This window comes from Micromonospora sp. NPDC005161, assembly GCF_053599855.1.
This window is the reverse complement of the sequence record NZ_JBSFYQ010000014.1, coordinates 85203-102238: the sequence shown is the minus strand read 5'-3', so window position 1 is coordinate 102238 and position 17036 is coordinate 85203. Positions and strand designations below refer to the sequence as shown.

The 17036-nt window shown below is 72.7% G+C and carries 19 protein-coding genes; 13 read left to right on the top strand and 6 right to left on the bottom strand.

The genetic code is table 11. The annotated features are described in order from the left end of the window. The first annotated feature begins 3 nt into the window (after positions 1-3). The 3 genes from ACWD5O_RS16185 (at position 4) to ACWD5O_RS16175 (ending at position 2562) form a co-directional block, all read left to right on the top strand. Positions 4-1257: a sensor histidine kinase gene (locus ACWD5O_RS16185; protein WP_450085773.1), complete on the top strand. Its 1254-nt coding sequence runs from the start codon at positions 4-6 to the stop codon at positions 1255-1257. Further along, positions 1236-1964 carry a response regulator gene (locus ACWD5O_RS16180; RefSeq protein WP_450085829.1) on the top strand — a complete coding sequence of 243 codons (729 nt, stop codon included), beginning with the start codon at positions 1236-1238 and terminating at the stop codon, positions 1962-1964. Before ACWD5O_RS16185 ends, ACWD5O_RS16180 begins: the two co-directional genes overlap by 22 nt. A 130-nt stretch (positions 1965-2094) precedes the next feature. Then, positions 2095-2562, top strand: a complete 468-nt coding sequence (locus ACWD5O_RS16175; RefSeq protein ID WP_354967920.1) for a hypothetical protein — start codon at positions 2095-2097, stop codon at positions 2560-2562. A 100-nt stretch (positions 2563-2662) separates the two neighbouring features. Here the strand turns inward: ACWD5O_RS16175 and ACWD5O_RS16170 are convergent, their stop codons facing one another. Beyond that, complete coding sequence (locus ACWD5O_RS16170; protein ID WP_450004590.1) at positions 2663-3451, bottom strand: D-Ala-D-Ala carboxypeptidase family metallohydrolase; 789 nt, start codon at positions 3449-3451, stop codon at positions 2663-2665. A gap of 304 nt (positions 3452-3755) precedes the next feature. On the opposite strand from ACWD5O_RS16170, the gene ACWD5O_RS16165 reads away from it, so the two are divergent. Beyond that, positions 3756-4391 (top strand): DUF6642 family protein, encoded by a 636-nt coding sequence (locus tag ACWD5O_RS16165; RefSeq protein ID WP_354967922.1) that lies wholly within the window; start codon positions 3756-3758, stop codon positions 4389-4391. Positions 4392-4433: 42 nt separating this feature from the next. Beyond that, positions 4434-4898: a PPOX class F420-dependent oxidoreductase gene (locus tag ACWD5O_RS16160; protein ID WP_354967923.1), complete on the top strand. Its 465-nt coding sequence runs from the start codon at positions 4434-4436 to the stop codon at positions 4896-4898. Positions 4899-4915: 17 nt separating this feature from the next. Here the strand turns inward: ACWD5O_RS16160 and ACWD5O_RS16155 are convergent, their stop codons facing one another. Continuing rightward, positions 4916-5557 carry an NAD(P)-dependent oxidoreductase gene (locus ACWD5O_RS16155; RefSeq protein ID WP_387326751.1) on the bottom strand — a complete coding sequence of 214 codons (642 nt, stop codon included), beginning with the start codon at positions 5555-5557 and terminating at the stop codon, positions 4916-4918. 161 nt (positions 5558-5718) lie between these two features. On the opposite strand from ACWD5O_RS16155, the gene ACWD5O_RS16150 reads away from it, so the two are divergent. Continuing rightward, entirely contained in the window at positions 5719-6777 is a 1059-nt protein-coding gene (locus ACWD5O_RS16150) for a hypothetical protein (protein ID WP_450085772.1), read from the top strand. 47 nt (positions 6778-6824) lie between these two features. Here ACWD5O_RS16150 and ACWD5O_RS16145 read toward each other — a convergent pair whose 3' ends face one another. Continuing rightward, entirely contained in the window at positions 6825-8057 is a 1233-nt protein-coding gene (locus tag ACWD5O_RS16145; RefSeq protein WP_354967926.1) for a serine hydrolase domain-containing protein, read from the bottom strand. Positions 8058-8149: 92 nt separating this feature from the next. Here ACWD5O_RS16145 and ACWD5O_RS16140 point away from each other — a divergent pair, with 92 nt between their 5' ends. The 4 genes from ACWD5O_RS16140 to ACWD5O_RS16125 all read left to right on the top strand — a co-directional run bounded on the left by ACWD5O_RS16140 (position 8150) and on the right by ACWD5O_RS16125 (position 10870). Next, complete coding sequence (locus ACWD5O_RS16140) at positions 8150-8743, top strand: pentapeptide repeat-containing protein (RefSeq protein ID WP_450085771.1); 594 nt, start codon at positions 8150-8152, stop codon at positions 8741-8743. Between the two features lie 188 nt (positions 8744-8931). Continuing rightward, a complete protein-coding gene (locus tag ACWD5O_RS16135) occupies positions 8932-9897 on the top strand; it encodes a hypothetical protein (protein WP_450085770.1) in 966 nt (321 codons plus the stop codon). 90 nt (positions 9898-9987) lie between these two features. After that, a complete protein-coding gene (locus tag ACWD5O_RS16130) occupies positions 9988-10425 on the top strand; it encodes a nitroreductase family deazaflavin-dependent oxidoreductase (protein ID WP_450085769.1) in 438 nt (145 codons plus the stop codon). A 115-nt stretch (positions 10426-10540) separates the two neighbouring features. Beyond that, positions 10541-10870 (top strand): hypothetical protein, encoded by a 330-nt coding sequence (locus ACWD5O_RS16125; RefSeq protein WP_450085768.1) that lies wholly within the window; start codon positions 10541-10543, stop codon positions 10868-10870. 36 nt (positions 10871-10906) lie between these two features. Here the strand turns inward: ACWD5O_RS16125 and dacB are convergent, their stop codons facing one another. Both dacB and ACWD5O_RS16115 read right to left on the bottom strand, forming a co-directional pair. After that, complete coding sequence (gene dacB / locus ACWD5O_RS16120) at positions 10907-12490, bottom strand: D-alanyl-D-alanine carboxypeptidase/D-alanyl-D-alanine endopeptidase (RefSeq protein WP_450004585.1); 1584 nt, start codon at positions 12488-12490, stop codon at positions 10907-10909. A 67-nt stretch (positions 12491-12557) separates the two neighbouring features. Further along, positions 12558-13274: an MIP/aquaporin family protein gene (locus tag ACWD5O_RS16115; RefSeq protein ID WP_354967932.1), complete on the bottom strand. Its 717-nt coding sequence runs from the start codon at positions 13272-13274 to the stop codon at positions 12558-12560. A 109-nt stretch (positions 13275-13383) separates the two neighbouring features. On the opposite strand from ACWD5O_RS16115, the gene ACWD5O_RS16110 reads away from it, so the two are divergent. Then, positions 13384-14457 carry an NAD(P)-binding domain-containing protein gene (locus ACWD5O_RS16110; RefSeq protein ID WP_450004584.1) on the top strand — a complete coding sequence of 358 codons (1074 nt, stop codon included), beginning with the start codon at positions 13384-13386 and terminating at the stop codon, positions 14455-14457. 193 nt (positions 14458-14650) lie between these two features. Beyond that, positions 14651-14932 (top strand): adhesin, encoded by a 282-nt coding sequence (locus ACWD5O_RS16105; RefSeq protein ID WP_354967934.1) that lies wholly within the window; start codon positions 14651-14653, stop codon positions 14930-14932. Positions 14933-14938: 6 nt separating this feature from the next. Here the strand turns inward: ACWD5O_RS16105 and ACWD5O_RS16100 are convergent, their stop codons facing one another. Further along, positions 14939-16039 carry a beta family protein gene (locus ACWD5O_RS16100; protein ID WP_450085767.1) on the bottom strand — a complete coding sequence of 367 codons (1101 nt, stop codon included), beginning with the start codon at positions 16037-16039 and terminating at the stop codon, positions 14939-14941. A gap of 91 nt (positions 16040-16130) precedes the next feature. On the opposite strand from ACWD5O_RS16100, the gene ACWD5O_RS16095 reads away from it, so the two are divergent. Next, complete coding sequence (locus ACWD5O_RS16095; protein WP_450085766.1) at positions 16131-17024, top strand: sulfotransferase domain-containing protein; 894 nt, start codon at positions 16131-16133, stop codon at positions 17022-17024. The last annotated feature ends 12 nt before the right edge of the window (positions 17025-17036 follow it).

Here is a 17036-nt window from a genome sequence, read left to right as displayed (position 1 = left end):
CTCGTGACCAGCCTCGCCGTGCCGGAACACCCCTGGCTGCTGCCCGGGGCGCTGGCCGACGCGGCCAACCCGGACGCGGCGACCCGCCGGCCCCGCCGCACCACCCGGGACTGGGCGGTCGACACCCTGGCCTTCCTGTTCTCCCTGCTCTGGGTGCTGTTCGTCACCGCGGATGCCCTGTCGCCCGACCCGGCCGTCACGCCCCCGCTGCCGCACGACTGGATGATCGGCGCGGACGCGCTGCTCGGGCTGGCCTGCTGCGGGCTGCTCTGGCTGCGCCGGCGGTGGCCGCTCGGGCTGTTGGTGGCCACGACACCGCTGACGCTGTTCTCGATGGCCTCGGCCATCCCGTTGGTGATCCTCTACTTCACCGTCGTGGTGCACCGGCGCACCGCCGTCGCGGTGGCGATGACCGGCGTGGGACTGGTCACCAACATGGTCTTCAGTTGGCTGCGCCCGGACCCGGGCATGCCGTACTGGGCCACCGCGACGTGGGGCGTGGTGATCAGTTTCGCCGTGCTGGCCTGGGGGATGTTCGTACGGGCCCGGCGGCAGTTGATCGTGTCGCTGCGGGATCGGGCCGAGCGGGCCGAGGCGGAGCAGCAGCTGCGGGTCGCCCAGGCCCGGCACCTGGAGCGCACCCGGATCGCCCGGGAGATGCACGACGTGCTGGCCCACCGGATCTCGCTGCTCAGCCTGCACGCGGGTGCGCTGGAGTTCCGCCCGGACGCGCCCCCGGACGAGGTGGCCCGGGCGGCCGGGGTGATCCGGGGCAGCGCACATGCGGCCCTCCAGGACCTGCGCGAGGTGATCGGAGTGCTCCGGGCCGAGGGCGATGGCGATGCCCCGGAGCCCCCGCAGCCCACCCTCGCCGACCTGCCCGCCCTGATCGCCGAGTCGCGGGCGGCCGGGGTGCGGGTGAACGTCACCGACAGCGTCGGCGCGGCAAAGGACGTGCCGGTGGCGCTGGGGCGGGCCGCGTACCGGATCGTGCAGGAGGGGCTGACCAACGCCCGCAAGCACGCGGCCGGCGCGGCCGTCAGCGTGGATCTTGCCGGGGGGCCGGGCCCTGGGCTGACCGTGGCGATCAGCAACCGGTGGCCGGTGGGCACCCCGACCGGGGCGCAGCTACCGGGCGCCGGCACCGGCCTGGTCGGCATCACCGAGCGGGTCACCCTGGCCGGCGGCCGGTTGGCGTACGGCCGGGACGACGGGGGCGATTTCCGGTTGGCCGCCTGGCTGCCGTGGCCGGCGTGACCGGGCTGGCCGGCGAGACCGGGGCCGGTGCGGGCGCCACCCCGGTGCGGGTGCTGATCGTGGACGACGACGCCCTGGTCCGGGCCGGGCTCTCGATGATCCTCGGCGGCCTGCCGGACCTGACCGTGGTCGGCGAGGCGGCCGACGGCGGCGAGGTGCCGGCCGCGGTCGCCGCGTTCGCCCCGGACGTGGTGCTGATGGACATCCGGATGCCACGGGTGGACGGGCTGACCGCCACCGAGGCGTTGCGCGCCCAGCCGCACCCACCGGAGGTGCTGGTGCTGACCACCTTCGACGCCGACGAGCAGGTGCTGCGGGCGTTGCGCGCCGGGGCGGCCGGTTTCCTGCTCAAGGACACCCCGCCGGCGGACATCGTGCACGCGGTGCGTCGCGTGGCGGCCGGCGAGGCGACGCTCTCCCCGACGGTGACCCGGACGCTGATCGCCCACGTGACCGCCGCCGCGCCAGGCCTGGCCGGTCCCGACCCGCGCCGGGAGCGGGCGTTGCGGCTGCTCAGCGGGCTCAGCGAGCGGGAGCGGCAGGTGGCGGTCGCGCTGGGCCGGGGCTGCACCAACGCGGAGATCGCGGGGGAGTTGTTCATGAGCGTGGCGACGGTGAAGGCGTACGTCTCCCGGCTGCTGACCCGGCTCGACCTCAACAACCGGGTCCAGGTGGCCCTGCTGGTGCACGACGCCGGCCTGGTCTGAGCGAACCCCGTTAGGGGCACCGATTAGGGGCAAAGGGATTGAACTTTCGTCCGGTGTCGGCCGTACCACTGGCCGAGGATGTCGATGCGGCTGGTCCGCCGTATCGCTGCCGAGCTGCGGGAGGCCTGCCGTGCGAGTTGGTGAGCAGTCGACGGATCCCATCGATCAGGTACTGGGGGAGGTGCCGCTGCCGGCACCGCTGACCCCCGAGGATGTCCGGCTCGCGGTCCGGGCGGTGGTGGTGCACACCGCAGAGGAGTGGCCCACCGGGCCACTGTGCCGTAACGACGGCGCCTCCTACCCCTGCCGGTTGCACCGCTGGGGGCGGCGGGTGCTCGAGACACACGGGCTCAACGAGCGACAGATCGAGGCGTTGATCCGGCACGGCAACCCCTTCGTGCACGTGCCCTTCCCGTTCACCGCGACCGGGCCGTCCTCCGCCCGTCCCGCCGGCTACTCGGCCCAGGCCGCGCGTACCAACGGGCTGACGGCGCGACACCCGGCCGCGCGGGTCGTCCCACCCGGGGTACGACCCACCGCTCCCGGCCGGCCGGTGACTCCCCCCGTCACCGCGCCGCGCTGGCCCCGGGCGAGCTGAAGCGGCGCTACCCCTCGCCCGCCAGACCCGGGGCGACACGATGCCGGCCCGACGCGGAGGTTCCCCACCCGCGCCGGGCCGGCGTCGTGCTGTCCGAGCCTCAGTCGTTGCCGGCCCCGATCCCGCAGTCCGGCGCGGACCAGCTCGTCGTGTTCGAGCTGTTGTCGCTGTTGTTCTCCCGCCGCGAGTCGACGTGCACGTGGTCGTCGTGGTCGGGGTAGCCCGGCCCGTAGAGACCGCTGAAGCCGTTGTTGCGCGCGCCGCGGGCGACCTGGCACAGCGACGACGTCCGCGAGGTGACGTCGGCCGCGTTGCCGTACAGGTGCTGGCTGTCCGAGGCGCCGCCGACCTGGTTGTTGCAGCTCCGGCTGCGGAAGCCGCCCGAGACGTAGAGCGGCTTGTCGCCGAGGCCCTTGCGCAGCGCCTCCAGCTTCCACATGGTGCGCAGCGCGTTCTGCTTGGTCTGGCTCGCCGACAGCGGACCGCCGCTCCACCCGCTCCCGCCGCACCCGTTGTCCAGTTCGTTGTAGCTGAAGTGCGCGGGCGTGCAGTCGTTGTCCTGGAGCTGGTACAGCTTGGCGTAGGTCTGCGGCCCGGCGATCCCGTCGGCGCGCAGCCCGTACGCCTGTTGGAACCGCTTGACCGCCGCGGCGGTCTTCGGTCCGTAGATGCCGTCGTTCTCGACGATGTCCCGGGACCCGGCCCAACCGGCCACCCGGATCTGCAACTGGCGGACGTCGCTGCCCGAGCGGCCCTGGGACAGCGTGCGGTCCCAGGTGTAGCAGCCGTCGGCGTGCGCCGCGGGCGCGGCGACCACCGAGGCGATCGCGGCCCCGGGCAGCGCCAGGGCGAATGCGACGGCAGCTCGCTTCAAGGTGTTTACGCGCACAGAAGTCCTCCCGATAGGAGAGCGAATGGGGTGGCTTCAGGACATCGACCGAGACGTCCCGTGATTTCCACCCTCGCACTGATCAGTGCGGTTGGCGGCAATTAATGAGAATTGTCCTCACGATTGGCCTTGCCTGGGTATCGGCTGGGAATTCGACTGATTTGCGAAACAGCCATTCACTCCCGATCACCCCGCCAAAGGGCAACCACACCGAACGTCGCAATCAATCGCACCGAGGGTGATGTTCCTCGGCCATTGGCGGCCGGTAACGTCAGCCTCGGGCGGCGGACTGGCGGAGGTGCACGTGGCACGCGGTGGCGTCTTCTGTGTCGAGGGCCAGTGGCACCGAGACCTCAACGAGCGGGGTTCCGTGCTGCCCACCCTCGAGTTGCTGGAACGGCTCGGCAAGATCCGGTTCATCCACAAGGACGCGGCCACCCGCGACGAGCTCTTCTACTTCCTGGACCGCTGGCTGCTCAAGCAGTACGCCGACCACCGGGTCGCCTTCTTCGCCATGCACGGTGAGCCGAGCCGACTCTGCCTCACCGACTGGCAGTCCGTGGAGTTGAACGAGGTGGCCGAGTTGATGGCCGGCCGCTGCGAGGGGCGCCGGCTCTATTTCGGCAGTTGCTCGGTGCTGCGCGCCTCGGACGCGGTGCTGCGCGAGTTCCTCGAAGTCACCGGAGCCGCCCTGATCTGCGGTTTCACCCGGGAAGTCGACTGGGTCGAATCGGCCGCTTTCGAAACCGTGCTGCTCGACGTGCTGGCCAACGGTCAGCGGCACAATGCCGCCGAACTGCGGATGGGCTCGGCGCACTGGGCGCCGCTCGCCTCGTACCTCGGTTTCCGGGTGATCTACGCGAACGGCCGGGCCTGGCGTCCGGCCGGTCGGCCCCGGGTGCCGGCCCAGGCGGCGCACCGCGCGGCCCGGCCCAGCTGACCCGCCGTCGCCGCGTCGCGATCGCCCTGGTAGGAACGGATGATGGCGCCCAGCATCGCGAAGAACACCCGGGTCGACCGGGACACCCTGCTCGACTTCCTCCGGCCGCGACACCGCGTCGTGCTGATGACCACCCGGGCGGACGGCCGCCCGCAGTCCTCCCCGGTCTCCGCGGGCGTGGACGGCCAGGGCCGGCTGGTCGTCTCCACCTACCCGGAGCGGGCTAAGGTCACCAACATCCGCCGCGACCCGCGGGTCTCGGCCTGCGTGCTGTCCGACGACTGGAACGGGCCCTGGGTGCAGCTCGACGGCACCGCCGAGGTGCTGGACCTGCCGGAGGCGCTGGAGCCGCTGGTCGAGTACTTCCGCAGCATTTCCGGCGAGCACCCGGACTGGAACGACTACCGGGCGGCGATGGTGCGCCAGGGCAAGTCGCTGATCCGGGTCACCATCGACTCCTGGGGCCCGATCGCCACCGGCGGCTTCCCGGCCCGGCTCGCCGACTGACGGTTGGCGGGTGGTGTTCAGTACGCGGCGGTGAAGCGGGCGTTCTGGTGCCGCGGCTGCTCGATCTCGTCGACGATCGCCACCGCCAGGTCCTCGTATGTCAGCACCGAACGGCCCTGGTCGTCGGTGACCGGCTGGTCGGTGCCGGTGCGGTAGTGCCCGGTGCGCTCGCCGGGGTGGAACTCCAGCGGGGGCGGCGAGACGTACGTCCAGCTCACCCCATCGGCGGCGGTGCGGTAGTAGTCGAGGGCGTCGGCTTGGCCCAGCGCCGAGTCCCGATACTGCGCCGGGAAGTCCGGCTCGTCCACGATGCGGGTGCCACGTGGGGTGAGCAGGGTCGACCCGCCGCCCAGGTGGATGATCCGCGGCGCCGCCGGCATCCCGCGCAGCGTTGTCACCAGGTTCTCCGCCGCGTTCCGCCACAGCTCGCGTTCGCCGCCGCCGATGGCCACGACCAGCGCGTCCACGTCCGGTGCCAGCTCCCGCACGCTCCGCTCGCTGGTCGCGTCGCCGGTGACCGTCCGCACCCCGGCCGGCAGGTACGAGGTGGCCTCCGGGCGGCGGACGGCGGCGATCACCCGGTGCCCCCGGTCGACCGCCTCGGCGGTGATCCGCGACCCGGCGGTGCCGCCCGCGCCAAACACGACGATGGTGCTCACGATCGCCTCCCACCCGAACCTGGACCCGTCTTCAGGCTAGGGAGCGGCTGCCCGGGAGGTGCCGTAACGACGAACCCGGCCGTACGTTCGGGTGACTCGAAGGCTCGCATAGATCGAATACGGTGAGTCGCGCAAGATCCATTGAACCCAACGGGGGAGTCATGAAGCATCTCTCTGCCCGACGTCGGCTGCTCTCCTGGGCGGCGCCGGTCACGCTCGCGCTCACCGCTCTCGGACCCGCGTTCCCGGCGCACGCCGCCGCAGCCGGCACCCCGACTCCGGCCGTCGTCGGCCCGGTCGACAAGGACCTCAACGGCGACGGCGTACCCGACCTGGTGACCGTCGGCGGCACCGCCGGCCTTGGCTCCGGTGTCTGGACGGCGCGGGGCCGGGTCAACGCGACCACCGGCGCGGGCACCGGCCGCGTGAAGGTCCCGGCCGTGAACATCGGGGTGTACGGCAACGGGGTTTACGGCACAGACAACCCGCCGTCGGAGTTCGACGGCGCCCAGGTGATCACCGGCCGCTTTTTCGGCACTGCGAACCAGGACTTCCTCGCCTACTACCCGAGTGGCATCAACACCGGGGGCGGCAGCTTCATCGCGGGCGTCGGCGACGGCACGATGGTCAATCCCTATGGTGGCGGCGGCCAGGTGAGCCTCATGTCCGAATTCCTTGCCGACGAGTACGGTAACTTCCCGATCCAGCTCGTCAACGGGTACACGGCAGACGACGTGGACACCGCCATCCCGGACCTGATCGGCATCGTGGGCGACGAGACCAACGGATACCGCGTCAACTACTACCCGAACATCGGGGCACCCGGCCTCTACTTCCCCCGTCTGCCGCTCAACAACGCCACCCCGACCGGCGGCAGCGACTGGCAGAACTGGACCCTGGCCAGCACCGAGCTGGCGTCGGGGGCGGCGCTGGTGTTGCGTAACGCCACCAGCGGTGACCTCTACCTCTGGCAGGGCGTCACGATGACCGACAACGGCGACGGGACCGGCACGCTCGCCTACACCCAGTACCGGCTCGCCTCCGGCTGGAACACCGGCGTCGCGATCAGCGGCCTCACCGCCGCCGACTTGAACGCCGACGGCGTGGCCGACCTGTGGGCCGTGTTCCCGGACGGGACCGTGCGCGCGTACCTGATCTTGAAGCTGTCCGCGACCGGTACGGCGAAGGTGCGCGCGATCCAGGCGCAGCAGCTCGGCTGAGCCACGGTACCGGGGGCCCGTCGTGGCAGACGGGCCCCCGGTACCGGTCAGTCGACCAGGGCGGCGTAGACGAGCTGGCGCAGCTGGGAGCGCAGCGGGTACGTGCTCGACGGCATCAACTGGGTGAAGAGAAGCGCGGTGATCTCCTCGGCCGGGTCCACCCAGAACGCGGTGCTGGCCACCCCACCCCAGTAGTACTCGCCGACGCTGCTCGGCACCCGGCTGGGAATCGGGTCGTCGACGACCGCGAAGCCGAGGCCGAAGCCGATCCCGTCCAGGGTGGTCTCGGCGAAGCCGCCGGTGGACAGGGTGCCCAGGTCCTGACCCTCTGGCAGGTGGTTGCGGGTCATGAAGCGCACCGTGCGCGGCCCGAGCAGGCGTACCCCGTCCAGCTCGCCGCCGCGCAGCAGCAGCTGTGTGAAGCGGTGGTAGTCGGCGGCGCTGGAGATCAGGCCGCCGCCACCGGAGAACAGGGCGGGCTTGCGGTAGGCCAGCGAGCCGAGGCTGTCGTAGCGGACCGCCCGGCCGCTGCGCGGCTCGGGGACGTAGAGCGCGGCCAGGCGTTCGGCCTCGTCGCCCTCGACCCACCATCGGCTGTCGGTCATGCCCAGCGGGCCGAAGATCCGGTCGGCGAAGAACGCGTCGAGGCTCTGCCCGGACACCACCTCGACCAGTCGGCCGAGCACGTCGGTGGCGACCGAGTAGCCCCAGGCGGTGCCCGGCTGGAACAGCAGCGGCAGCTCGCCGAAGGCCGCGCAGGCGCCGGCCAGGTCGACGTCCGCCGGCGGGTACAGGTCGTAGCCGGCCGCCCGGTAGAGCCCGTCGACCACGGAGGTCTGCATGAAGCCGTACGTCAGACCGGCGGTGTGGGTGAGCAGGTGCCAGACCCGGATCGGCTCGATCGCCGGCACGGTGTACGGCTTGAGCGTCGACCCCTTCGAGTAGACCCGCAGGTCGGCGAACTCCGGCAGCCAGCGGCTGATCTCGTCGGTCAGCTCGAAGCGGCCCTCCTCCCACAGCATCATCGCCGCGACCGAGGTGACCGGCTTGGTCATCGAGTAGATCCGCCAGAGCGTGTCGGCCTCGACCGGAGCGCCCGACTCCCGGTCCCGCAGGCCGTACGTCGAGGAGTGCGCCACCTCGCCGCGGCGGGTGACCACCACCTGCCAGCCGGCCAGCCGGCCGTCGTCGACGTACCGGCCGAAGTGCTCGTCGATCCGGGCCAGCCGTGCCGGGTCGAAGCCGATCTGATCCGGGTCCTTGCTCCGCGCCACACTCACGCCGCCGAACCTACTAGCCGGTACGCCGGTACCGGAAGGGGCTGCCACCGACCGACCGGCCGGCTGTCGGCGGTCGGCACTAGCCTGGCCGAATGCCGGAGCTGACCGAGGACGTGACCTTCCGCCACGAGGACTGGTACGGCGAGGAGCTGACCGACCGGCACTTCGTGGGCTGCGAGTTCTTCCACGTGGATCTGACCGAGGCGGTGAGTCGCGGCGCGGTGTTCACCGGCTGCACGTTCGGCAACGTGCTGTTCAACGCCTCCCGGCACGTCGACTCCGCCTTCACCCGCTGCGTCTTCAAGCGGTGCAACTTCTTCGAGGTCGAGTTCACCGGCTGCAAGCTGGTCGGCAGCACCTTCGCCCAGTGCGACCTGCGCCCGTTGACGGTGGCCGGCGGCGACTGGTCGTTCGTCGCGCTGCCCGGCGCGGACCTGCGCGGCGTCCGTCTGACCGACGTGCGGATGCGCGAGGTCGACTTGACCGGCGCCAACCTCACCGGCGCCACCGTGACCGGCGTCGACCTCTCCGGCGCGCAGCTGCACAGCTCCCGGCTCGGCGACGCCGACCTGCGCGGCAGCGACCTGACCGCGCTGGACCCGACGGTCGTCGAGCGGGCCGGTGCCATCGTCGACGCCGAGCAGGCCGTGGTCATCGCGCAGGCGCTCGGCTTCCGGATCAGCTGACGCGAGGGCGGTCAGGATCGACCGGAGTCCCGGCCGGCTGCCCGATACCGTCCGGTTCCGGACTGGACACGCCCGCCCGTCCGGATCTAGCGTGTCGTCCACGCCGGATGCGAGCGCAAAACGGCCCACAGTGGACGGTGCGATCCGCGACGCTGGATGGCGGCCGGGCGGTGGAGGTGGAGGGGTCGGTGGCGGACGAAGACCGCACGCGGGCGGATTCGGGGGCCGGTGACGAGCCGTCCGACCGACCAGCGAGGCACCGGCCGCGCGCCGGCATCACCGGGCATGCCCGCAGCACACTGCGCCGACTCACCAGTGACCGGAAGCGGCGGCGCTGGGCGGTGCAGGGGCTCGCCGTGCTCGTCTGCCTGGTGGGGCTCGTCTTGTACCTCGGCACCCGGTCCGGCCCGGAGTCCGGCGACGATCAGGCGGGCCGCCCGGGCGGCGTGCCCGCCGGGGCCACCCGCCCCACCGGCTTCCCGGGCGCGGAGGGTCGCACCCTCGAGGCCGGGCCGGCGACGCCCAATCTGCGTCCTCGGCAGCGTCCGCCCTCGCCCGACCCGACGCCGTCGGTCAGCGCGCCGGCCCCGCCGCCGCCGTCCCCGTCAGCGCCGGTGCTGTCGGTGAGCCGGGCGGAGGTGCCCGCCGAGGTCGACCTCACCGCCGTGGGCACCCGGGACTGGATGCACTGGGGCCTGCACGGCGGCAAGTCGACGGTCCGTAAGCGCGCCGGCTCCGGAGAGATCATCGACGGGGGTGGCGCCGGCACCCGGGTCGGCTGGAACGGCAACCAGGAGGTTGTCAGCTGGCGGGACGGCACGTCGGAGCGTTCGGTGAGCGGCAGCCCGAACGGCGTCTACACCTGCGGCGCCGGCAACGGGTTCAGCCTCGCCGTCGCCGGCAGCGGCGAGCCGCGTGTCGTCCAGCTCTACGCCGGGACCTGGATGGCCCGGGGCCGGCTGGAGGCCCGGCTGTCCACCGGCGGCCCGGTCAGCACCGCGCGGCTGGAGGACCCGTACACCAGCCAGAGCGCCCAGTTCACCATCCGGTTCAAGCTGCCGAAGGGCGCCCGGCTGCTGCTGACCTGGACCGTCGAGAAGGCCTTCACCGAGCACTGCGGCAACGTCGGCCTCCAGGCCGTGGCGGTGCGCTGACCGGCGGCTGTCGCCACGGTGTTCGGGCTGCCCGCCACGGATGGCGGCAGTAGCCTGGGCGCGAGGGCCACCGATCCGTGAGGAGTGCCGATGACGTCCAGCGAGCAGGTGGTGGACAGCCCCAGTGGCTGGGTCGCCGAGCACATCCAGCGGTACGTCGAGACCGGCGGCGCCGAGGGGCACGAGTGGCGGCCCGGGGTCTACACGCTCCTGCTTACCACCCGGGGCCGGCACAGCGGCAAGCGGCGCCGCACCGCCCTGATCTACGGGCGGGACGGCGACGACCACCTGGTGGTCGGCTCGCAGGGCGGCGCCCCGAAGCACCCGGCCTGGGTCCTCAACCTGCTGGCCGAGTCGCAGGTCGAGGTGCAGGTCGGCCCGGAGACGTTCACCGCGCGGGCTCGCATCGCGACGCCCGAGGAGAAGCCGCGGATGTGGGCCACGATGACCGCCATCTGGCCGGCGTACGACGACTACCAGGCCCGGACCGACCGGGAGATCCCGGTGGTGGTGCTGGAACGGTTCTGACCTGGCGTCCGTCATGCCGCGCCGGACGGCGGGACAGGTTGTCCGTCGCACTCGGTTGATGGCGACGTAACTTTCTGCCGTCTCCGTCCCACCATCCAGTGTGGAGGCACCGCAGATGAGCAGCACTACCGCCCACCGTTTCCGTCCGGCCGTTTCGTCCGGTGCCGGTGAAGCCCCGGGGGAGGTGCTCCGCGACATCCCCCTGCCGCCATACGTGACGGGGGAGGACACCCAGTTCGCGGTGCGGGCGGTGGTGGTGCACGCGCCCCGCCGGTGGTCCGGCGGCATGGTCTGCCGTAACGACGCCAGCCCGCACCCGTGCCGGCTGCACCGCTGGGGCACCCGGGTGCTGGCGCTGCGCGGGCTGCGGGCCGCCGAGATCGCCGCGCTCATCGAGCGGGGTGACCCGACCGCGGTGGTTCCCCCACCGGACCGCCCGGCCTGATCCGGCCGGGGGCGCGGTGCGCCCCCCGGCCGTCGGTCAGCAGGTGATCGGCTTGACCCAGGAGCATTCCACGCCCTCCGGGGTCCGTGGCGTCTCCGGCACCGCCGGCGGTGCAATCCGTGCCGTGGCCGCGCCGTCCTCGCGGTAACCGGCCAACGCCACGGCGATCTGGTCCTCCAGCGGCTTCACGGACGCGGTGAGGTAGTTGTTCAGCAGGATGGAGAACGCCAGCAGCCGGCCGTCGGCGCTGGTGACATAGCCGGACAACCCGGAGACCCCGGTCAGGCTGCCGGTCTTGGCGTGCACGTTGCCCGCCGCCGGGGTGCCGGCCATCCGGCTGCGCAGCGTGCCGCCGACGAACCGGTCGGGTTGCCCGGCGATCGGCAGGGCCGCGTACCAGGTGGCGAACCAGGGTTCGGCCCGGACGGCGGCCAGCAGGTCGACGAACTCCGTGGCCGGAACGAGGTTGCGCCGGGACAGCCCGGAGCCGTCGCGCTGGCGCAGCGTGCCGGTGTCCATCCCGGTGTCGGCGACGTACTCGCTGATCGCGGTCAGCCCGGCCGACCAGGTGCCGGAGCCGGAGAGTACCCGGCCGATCTCCTTGGTCAACACCTCGGCGTGCCCGTTGTTGGAGAGCTTGAGGAACGGCGTCATCAGCTCACCCAGACTCATCGAGTCGTGCCGGGCCACCGGGTGCGCGGCCTCGGGGGTGGGCTGACCGAGCACGGTTCGACCGAGCACGCGGACGCCGTGCCGGTGCAGTGCCGCCCGGAACACGTCGGCCGCGTAGCCGGTGGGCTCCCAGACCGTCACCCAGTCGCTGGCCGGCTCGTCGCCGACCGCGATCTGCCCGCTCACCACGATGGTGTTGCCGCCGTGCTCGCGTTCGATCGAGATCGAGGTCTCACCACCGGCGACCGTCTCGGCGCGGTTGTCGATCCGGACGTACCCGGTGGGTGGGGTGGTGTTGACGACCGGCGGGGCGCCGGCCCGGTCAGCCGGGGCGGCGTGCACGATCACGGTGCCCGCGTCGTAGTCGGTGTCCGGCGCGACGGTCAGCGCGGAGACCTGGGCGGCGTAGTAGTAGGGCTCGTCGTCCCAGGTCCAGTCGGGGCCGAGCCGGGTGCGGTCGTACCGGGTGTCGTCGGCGATCAGGTTGCCGGTCACCACCCGGACACCGTCGGCCGCGACCTGTGCGGCGAGCGCGTCGTAGTCGGCCGCGAGCATGGTCGGGTCGCCGCCGCCCCGCAGGTAGAGGTTGCCCGAGAGCAGCCCGCCTCGGCGCTTGCCCGTGGTGCGTACGTCGGTGCCGAAGCGGTGCCCCGGGCCGAGCAGCTCCAGGGCGGCCGTGGAGGTCAGCAGCTTGGTGTTGGAGGCCGGGATCAGCCGCCGGTCCCCGTTGCGGTCGTAGAGGGTCTGCCCCGTGCCGGTGTCGACCACGACCACCGACGCCTGCGCGCCGGTCAGCCGCTGGTCGGCGAGGATCGTGTCGATGGCCGCGCGCAGGCGGGTCGTCGCGGGGGTGGGCGACTCGGCGGTGGCGACGGGCGCGCCGGCGGTGGCCGCGGTGGCGACCAGCGCGACCAGCGCGAGGAGCCGGGGAAAGAGACGGCGATGCATGCGCTGATGCTGCCACGAAGGTATTCGCCGGAGAAGGGTCTCGGGCGAAGGATATTGCCAAACCCCGTTACGTCGGTCGGCCGACCGACCTGTCGTGCCCGCCCCAGTAGTGTCGTTGCGCCCCCATGACCAGCGGTGCCACCAGCGCGGCGAGGGCCCCGCCGAGCAGCGGGAAGACGATGAACAGCCAGAGCTGCCGCAGTGCCACTCCGCCCTCGAAGACGGCCGGGCCGAAGGCGCGGGCCGGGTTGACGGCGGCGCCGTCCAGCGTCACGCCGACCAGCTGGGTCACGGCCAGGGCCAGCCCGATCGCCACGCCGGCGGTGCCCGGATTCTCGCTGCGACTGGTGACCACCAGGACGACCAGCACGAAGAGGAAGGTCAGCACGATCTCCAGCACGGCCGCGCCGCCCCGGTTGATGTTCGCGCCGTACCCGTTCGAGCCCAGCGCCCCGGTCTGGTCCACCACGTCGCCCCAGCGGGTCAGCGCCCAGAGCAGGAAGCCGGCCACGGTCGCGCCGGCGAACTGCGCGATCCAGTAGGCCACGGCACCGATCACCGAGATCTTCCCGGAGAGCAGCACACCGAGCGTCACCGCCGGGTTGACGTGGCTGCCGGAGAGCGGGCCGATCGTGTAGACCAGAGCCAGCATGACGAACCCGAAGGCCAGGGCGACGACCACCACCCCGCCCTGGACGCGCGCCGCGACGGCGCTGCCCACCCCGAAGAAGACCAGCAGAAACGTGCCGAGGAATTCGGCGGCCGCACGACGGGCATCTTCCATTTCGTCAGCGTAAGGACAATTCGGGCGACCCGGTGCTCGAATCATGGTCTGTGATCGGTGCGACGGCCAGGGCGGGCAGAGCCGCGCCGCGTTCGGCGTTGTACCTCGGGTGGACACCCATTCCGTCGACGTCGTGGTGATCGGGGCCGGCCAGGCCGGCCTGAGCGCCGGCTACCACCTGCGCCGCACCGGCTTCGCCCCGGGCAGCGGCTTCGTCATCCTCGACGGTGACGACGGCCCCGGCGGAGCCTGGCAGCACCGCTGGCCGACCCTGCTGCTGGACCGGGTGCACGGCATTCACGACCTGCCCGGGCGGTCCTTCCCGCCCGGCGACCCGCAGCGACCGGCGGCCGAGCAGGTCAGCGCCTACTTCGCGGGGTACGAGCGAGCCTTCGAACTGCCGGTCCGGCGGCCGGTGCGGGTCCGCGCGGTGCACTCCCGTCCGGACGGCCGGCTGGACGTACAAACCGACGGCGACCGGTGGACCACCCGCGCCCTGATCAACGCGACCGGCACCTGGACCCGGCCGTTCTGGCCGTACTACCCGGGTCGGTCCTCCTTCCGCGGCCGGCAACTGCACACCGCCGACTACCGGGGCCCGGACGAGTTCACCGGCCGCCGGGTGGTGGTGGTCGGCGGCGGCACCTCCGCGGTGCAGCTGCTCGCCGAGGTCTCCACCGTCGCGGCCGCCACCACCTGGGTGACCCGCCGGCCACCCCTGTTCCGCGACGAGGAGTTCGACACCGAGCTGGGCCGGGCCGCGGTGGCCCGGGTGGACGCGGCGGTACGGGCCGGGCGCCCACCGGGCAGCGTGGTGGGCGTGACCGGGCTGCCGGTCACCCCGGAGATACGACGGCTGCGCGAGCGAGGCGTCCTCGACCGGCTACCCGTCTTCGACCGGATCACGCCCGACGGGGTGGCCTGGGCGGACGGACGGTTCGTGCCAGCGGACATGATTCTCTGGTGCACCGGCTTTCGCGCCGCGCTCGACCACCTGGCCCCGCTGGGGCTGCGCGGGCCGGGCGGCGGTATCACGATGGACGGCACCCGCGTGGTCGCCGACGAGCGGATCCACCTGATCGGGTACGGCCCGTCGGCGAGCACGATCGGAGCGAACCGGGCCGGCCGCGCGGCGGTCAACGAGATCCGTGCGTTGCTCGCCCCGGCCCACGCTCTCGACTGATCCGCCTCTATTTGACGGATCGCCCGGCAGCGGGCAACGTAGGCGGTGACGGGGCCCGTCAGCTGCCCCGACGATGCGACGGCGACGACCGTTCGCCCCTCCTGTCGCCTCCCACGTGTGCTCGTACGCGGACCGATTGTCCGGTCTGTGCGGTAACCGACCGCGAGCCGAGAATCCACGAGGAGTTCCGCCAATGCTCACCATGACCGACAATGCCGTGCTCGTCATCCGTGACCTCGCCAACCAACAGGACGTCGGCGAGGACGGTGGGGTGCGTATCGCCGCCGACGCCGACGCCGGATCGCTCACCGTGGAACTGGTGCCCGAGCCGGTGCAGGGCGACCACGTGGTCGACAACCAGGGCGCCCGGATCTTCCTCGACGAGGACGCCGTCGAACTGCTCGGCGACGCCTCGGTGGACGCCACCGTCGACGACGAGGGCATCATCCAGTTCGGGTTCACCGAGAAGGCGTAGCAGGGCTCAGCCGGCACGGCGGGTCTCACCGCCGCGCGACTGCCGCGGCGACCGCCCCCGCTGCGGCGGTTCCGGCCCGGGATGCCACCCCGGGTCGGCGTCGGCGCGTGGATGCAGCAGCGCCGTCAGCACGTGCGCCAGGTGGTGCGACGTGCTCCAGGCCGCCCAGTTGGCGGCCGAGCCGGCGCCGGCGCCCCTGCGGGCCCGGCGCAGCAGCTCATGGTCACCCCAGGAGAAGGCCGCGCCGGTGCGCGGCCAGTGCGGCGCCGAGACCAACGTGCGGCACAGGTCAGCGAACCGGTCGTCGCCCCGCCCGCCCCGCCGGGACCAGCGGTAAACCCACCAACCGCCGTCGGCCGTGTATCGCACGGTGGGCAACCGGTCACCCGGTTCACCGGTGCCGGGTACGGCCGGGCCGACGCCGTAGTCGCCGTAGTCGACCCCGGCGTCGGCCAGCCGCTGCCAGAGCAGCCAATCCCAGCGGTCCAGCCGGACCGGCTCGTCGGTGGGCAGCCGGGACAGCGTCGGCGGCATCCCGCCGGCCGCCACCGTCACCGACCGCCAGGCGTGCCGACGGGCCCAGTCCAGCAGCCGGCGTACCCGCGGCTCGGCCAGCCGCACGTCCGCCGGGCAGCACACGTCGCCCGCGTCCACCAGCAGGTCGCACTCCTCCGGCGCCAGGCCGGTGAACCGCCAGATCCGCTCGACGGCGGCGGTGTCCTCGTCCGGCCCGGCCCGGTCCTGACCGGCCCGCAGCCGGACCAGCGCCCGCCGGGCGTACGCCCGGGCCGCCGTGCCGTGCGCGACCAGCCGCCGGTCGCTCTCCACGAGCCCGACCACGGGCACCAGCGGTACGCCCCAACGGGCCAGCTCCACGTCCGGCGCGTCGGGCAGGGTACTGACGTCGACGGCTGGCAGCAGCCCGACCGGCAGCCGGCGCAGAACGTCCATCGTGGTGCGGTCGACCGCGCCGACCTCCAGGATCGGGGCGAGCAGCGGGGCGGCCGCCGGGTCGAGATGGCTCAAGGCGTCCAGCTCGCCGCGACGGCTGGCGAGGATGGGGCGGTAGACCGGTTCCGCCGCCCGGCCCCCGTGGGCGGGCACCATACTTCAATCTAGCCAGGTATAGGCATATGTCCCAGCTCGTCGAGCCGGAATTCGGCTGTCCGGCTGTCGGCTCGGCGACTACGCTCGCCCGATGCTCGCGCCAGCTCACCGCTACCGGTCCGACGACGAGGACAGCGCCCGCTGGGCCGGCTTCCCGTTCCGGGACGGCGACATCGTGATCAGCACCCGATCCAAGAGTGGCACCACCTGGATGCAGATGATCTGCGCGCTGCTGGTGCTGGGCACCCCGGAGCTGCCGGCGCCGCTGACCGAGCTGTCACCGTGGCTGGACTGGCTGGTCGAGCCGCAGGACGCGGTGTACCGCCGGTTGGCCGCCCAGCCCCATCGGCGGTTCATCAAGACGCACACGCCGCTGGACGGTCTGCCGCTCGACCCCCGGGTGCACTACGTGGTGGTGGCCCGGCACCCGCTGGACATGGCGGTCTCCCTGTACCACCAGGCCGGCAACCTGAACCGGGTGCGGCTCAGCCAGCTGACCGGCCAGCCCGTCCCGGCGGGGCCGCCGCGAGCACGGACGCCGGTGGGGCAGTGGCTGTCGAGCTGGGTCGACCGGGAGGCGGACCCGCGCGCCGAGCTGGACTCGCTGCCCGGGGTGCTCCTGCACCTGAGCGACGCCTGGTCGCGCCGGCAGGAGCCGAACGTCGAGCTGGTGCACTACGACGACCTGCGGGCCGACCTGGGCGGCCAGATGCGCCGGCTCGCCGCCCGGTGGGGCCTCGCGGTGTCACCCGAGCGCTGGCCCGACCTGGTCGAGGCGGCGACCTTCGGCCGGATGCGGGAGCGCGCCGACCGGCTCGCACCGGACACGCTCGGTGTGCTGCGCGACCGCCGGGCCTTCTTCCGTCATGGCGGATCGGGACAGGGACGGGACCTGTTGGACGCGCCCGCGCTGGCCCGCTACCGGGCGCGAACGGCGGCGCTCGCGCCACCCGACCTGCTCACCTGGCTGCACCACGACGTCTGACCGGCCGGCGTG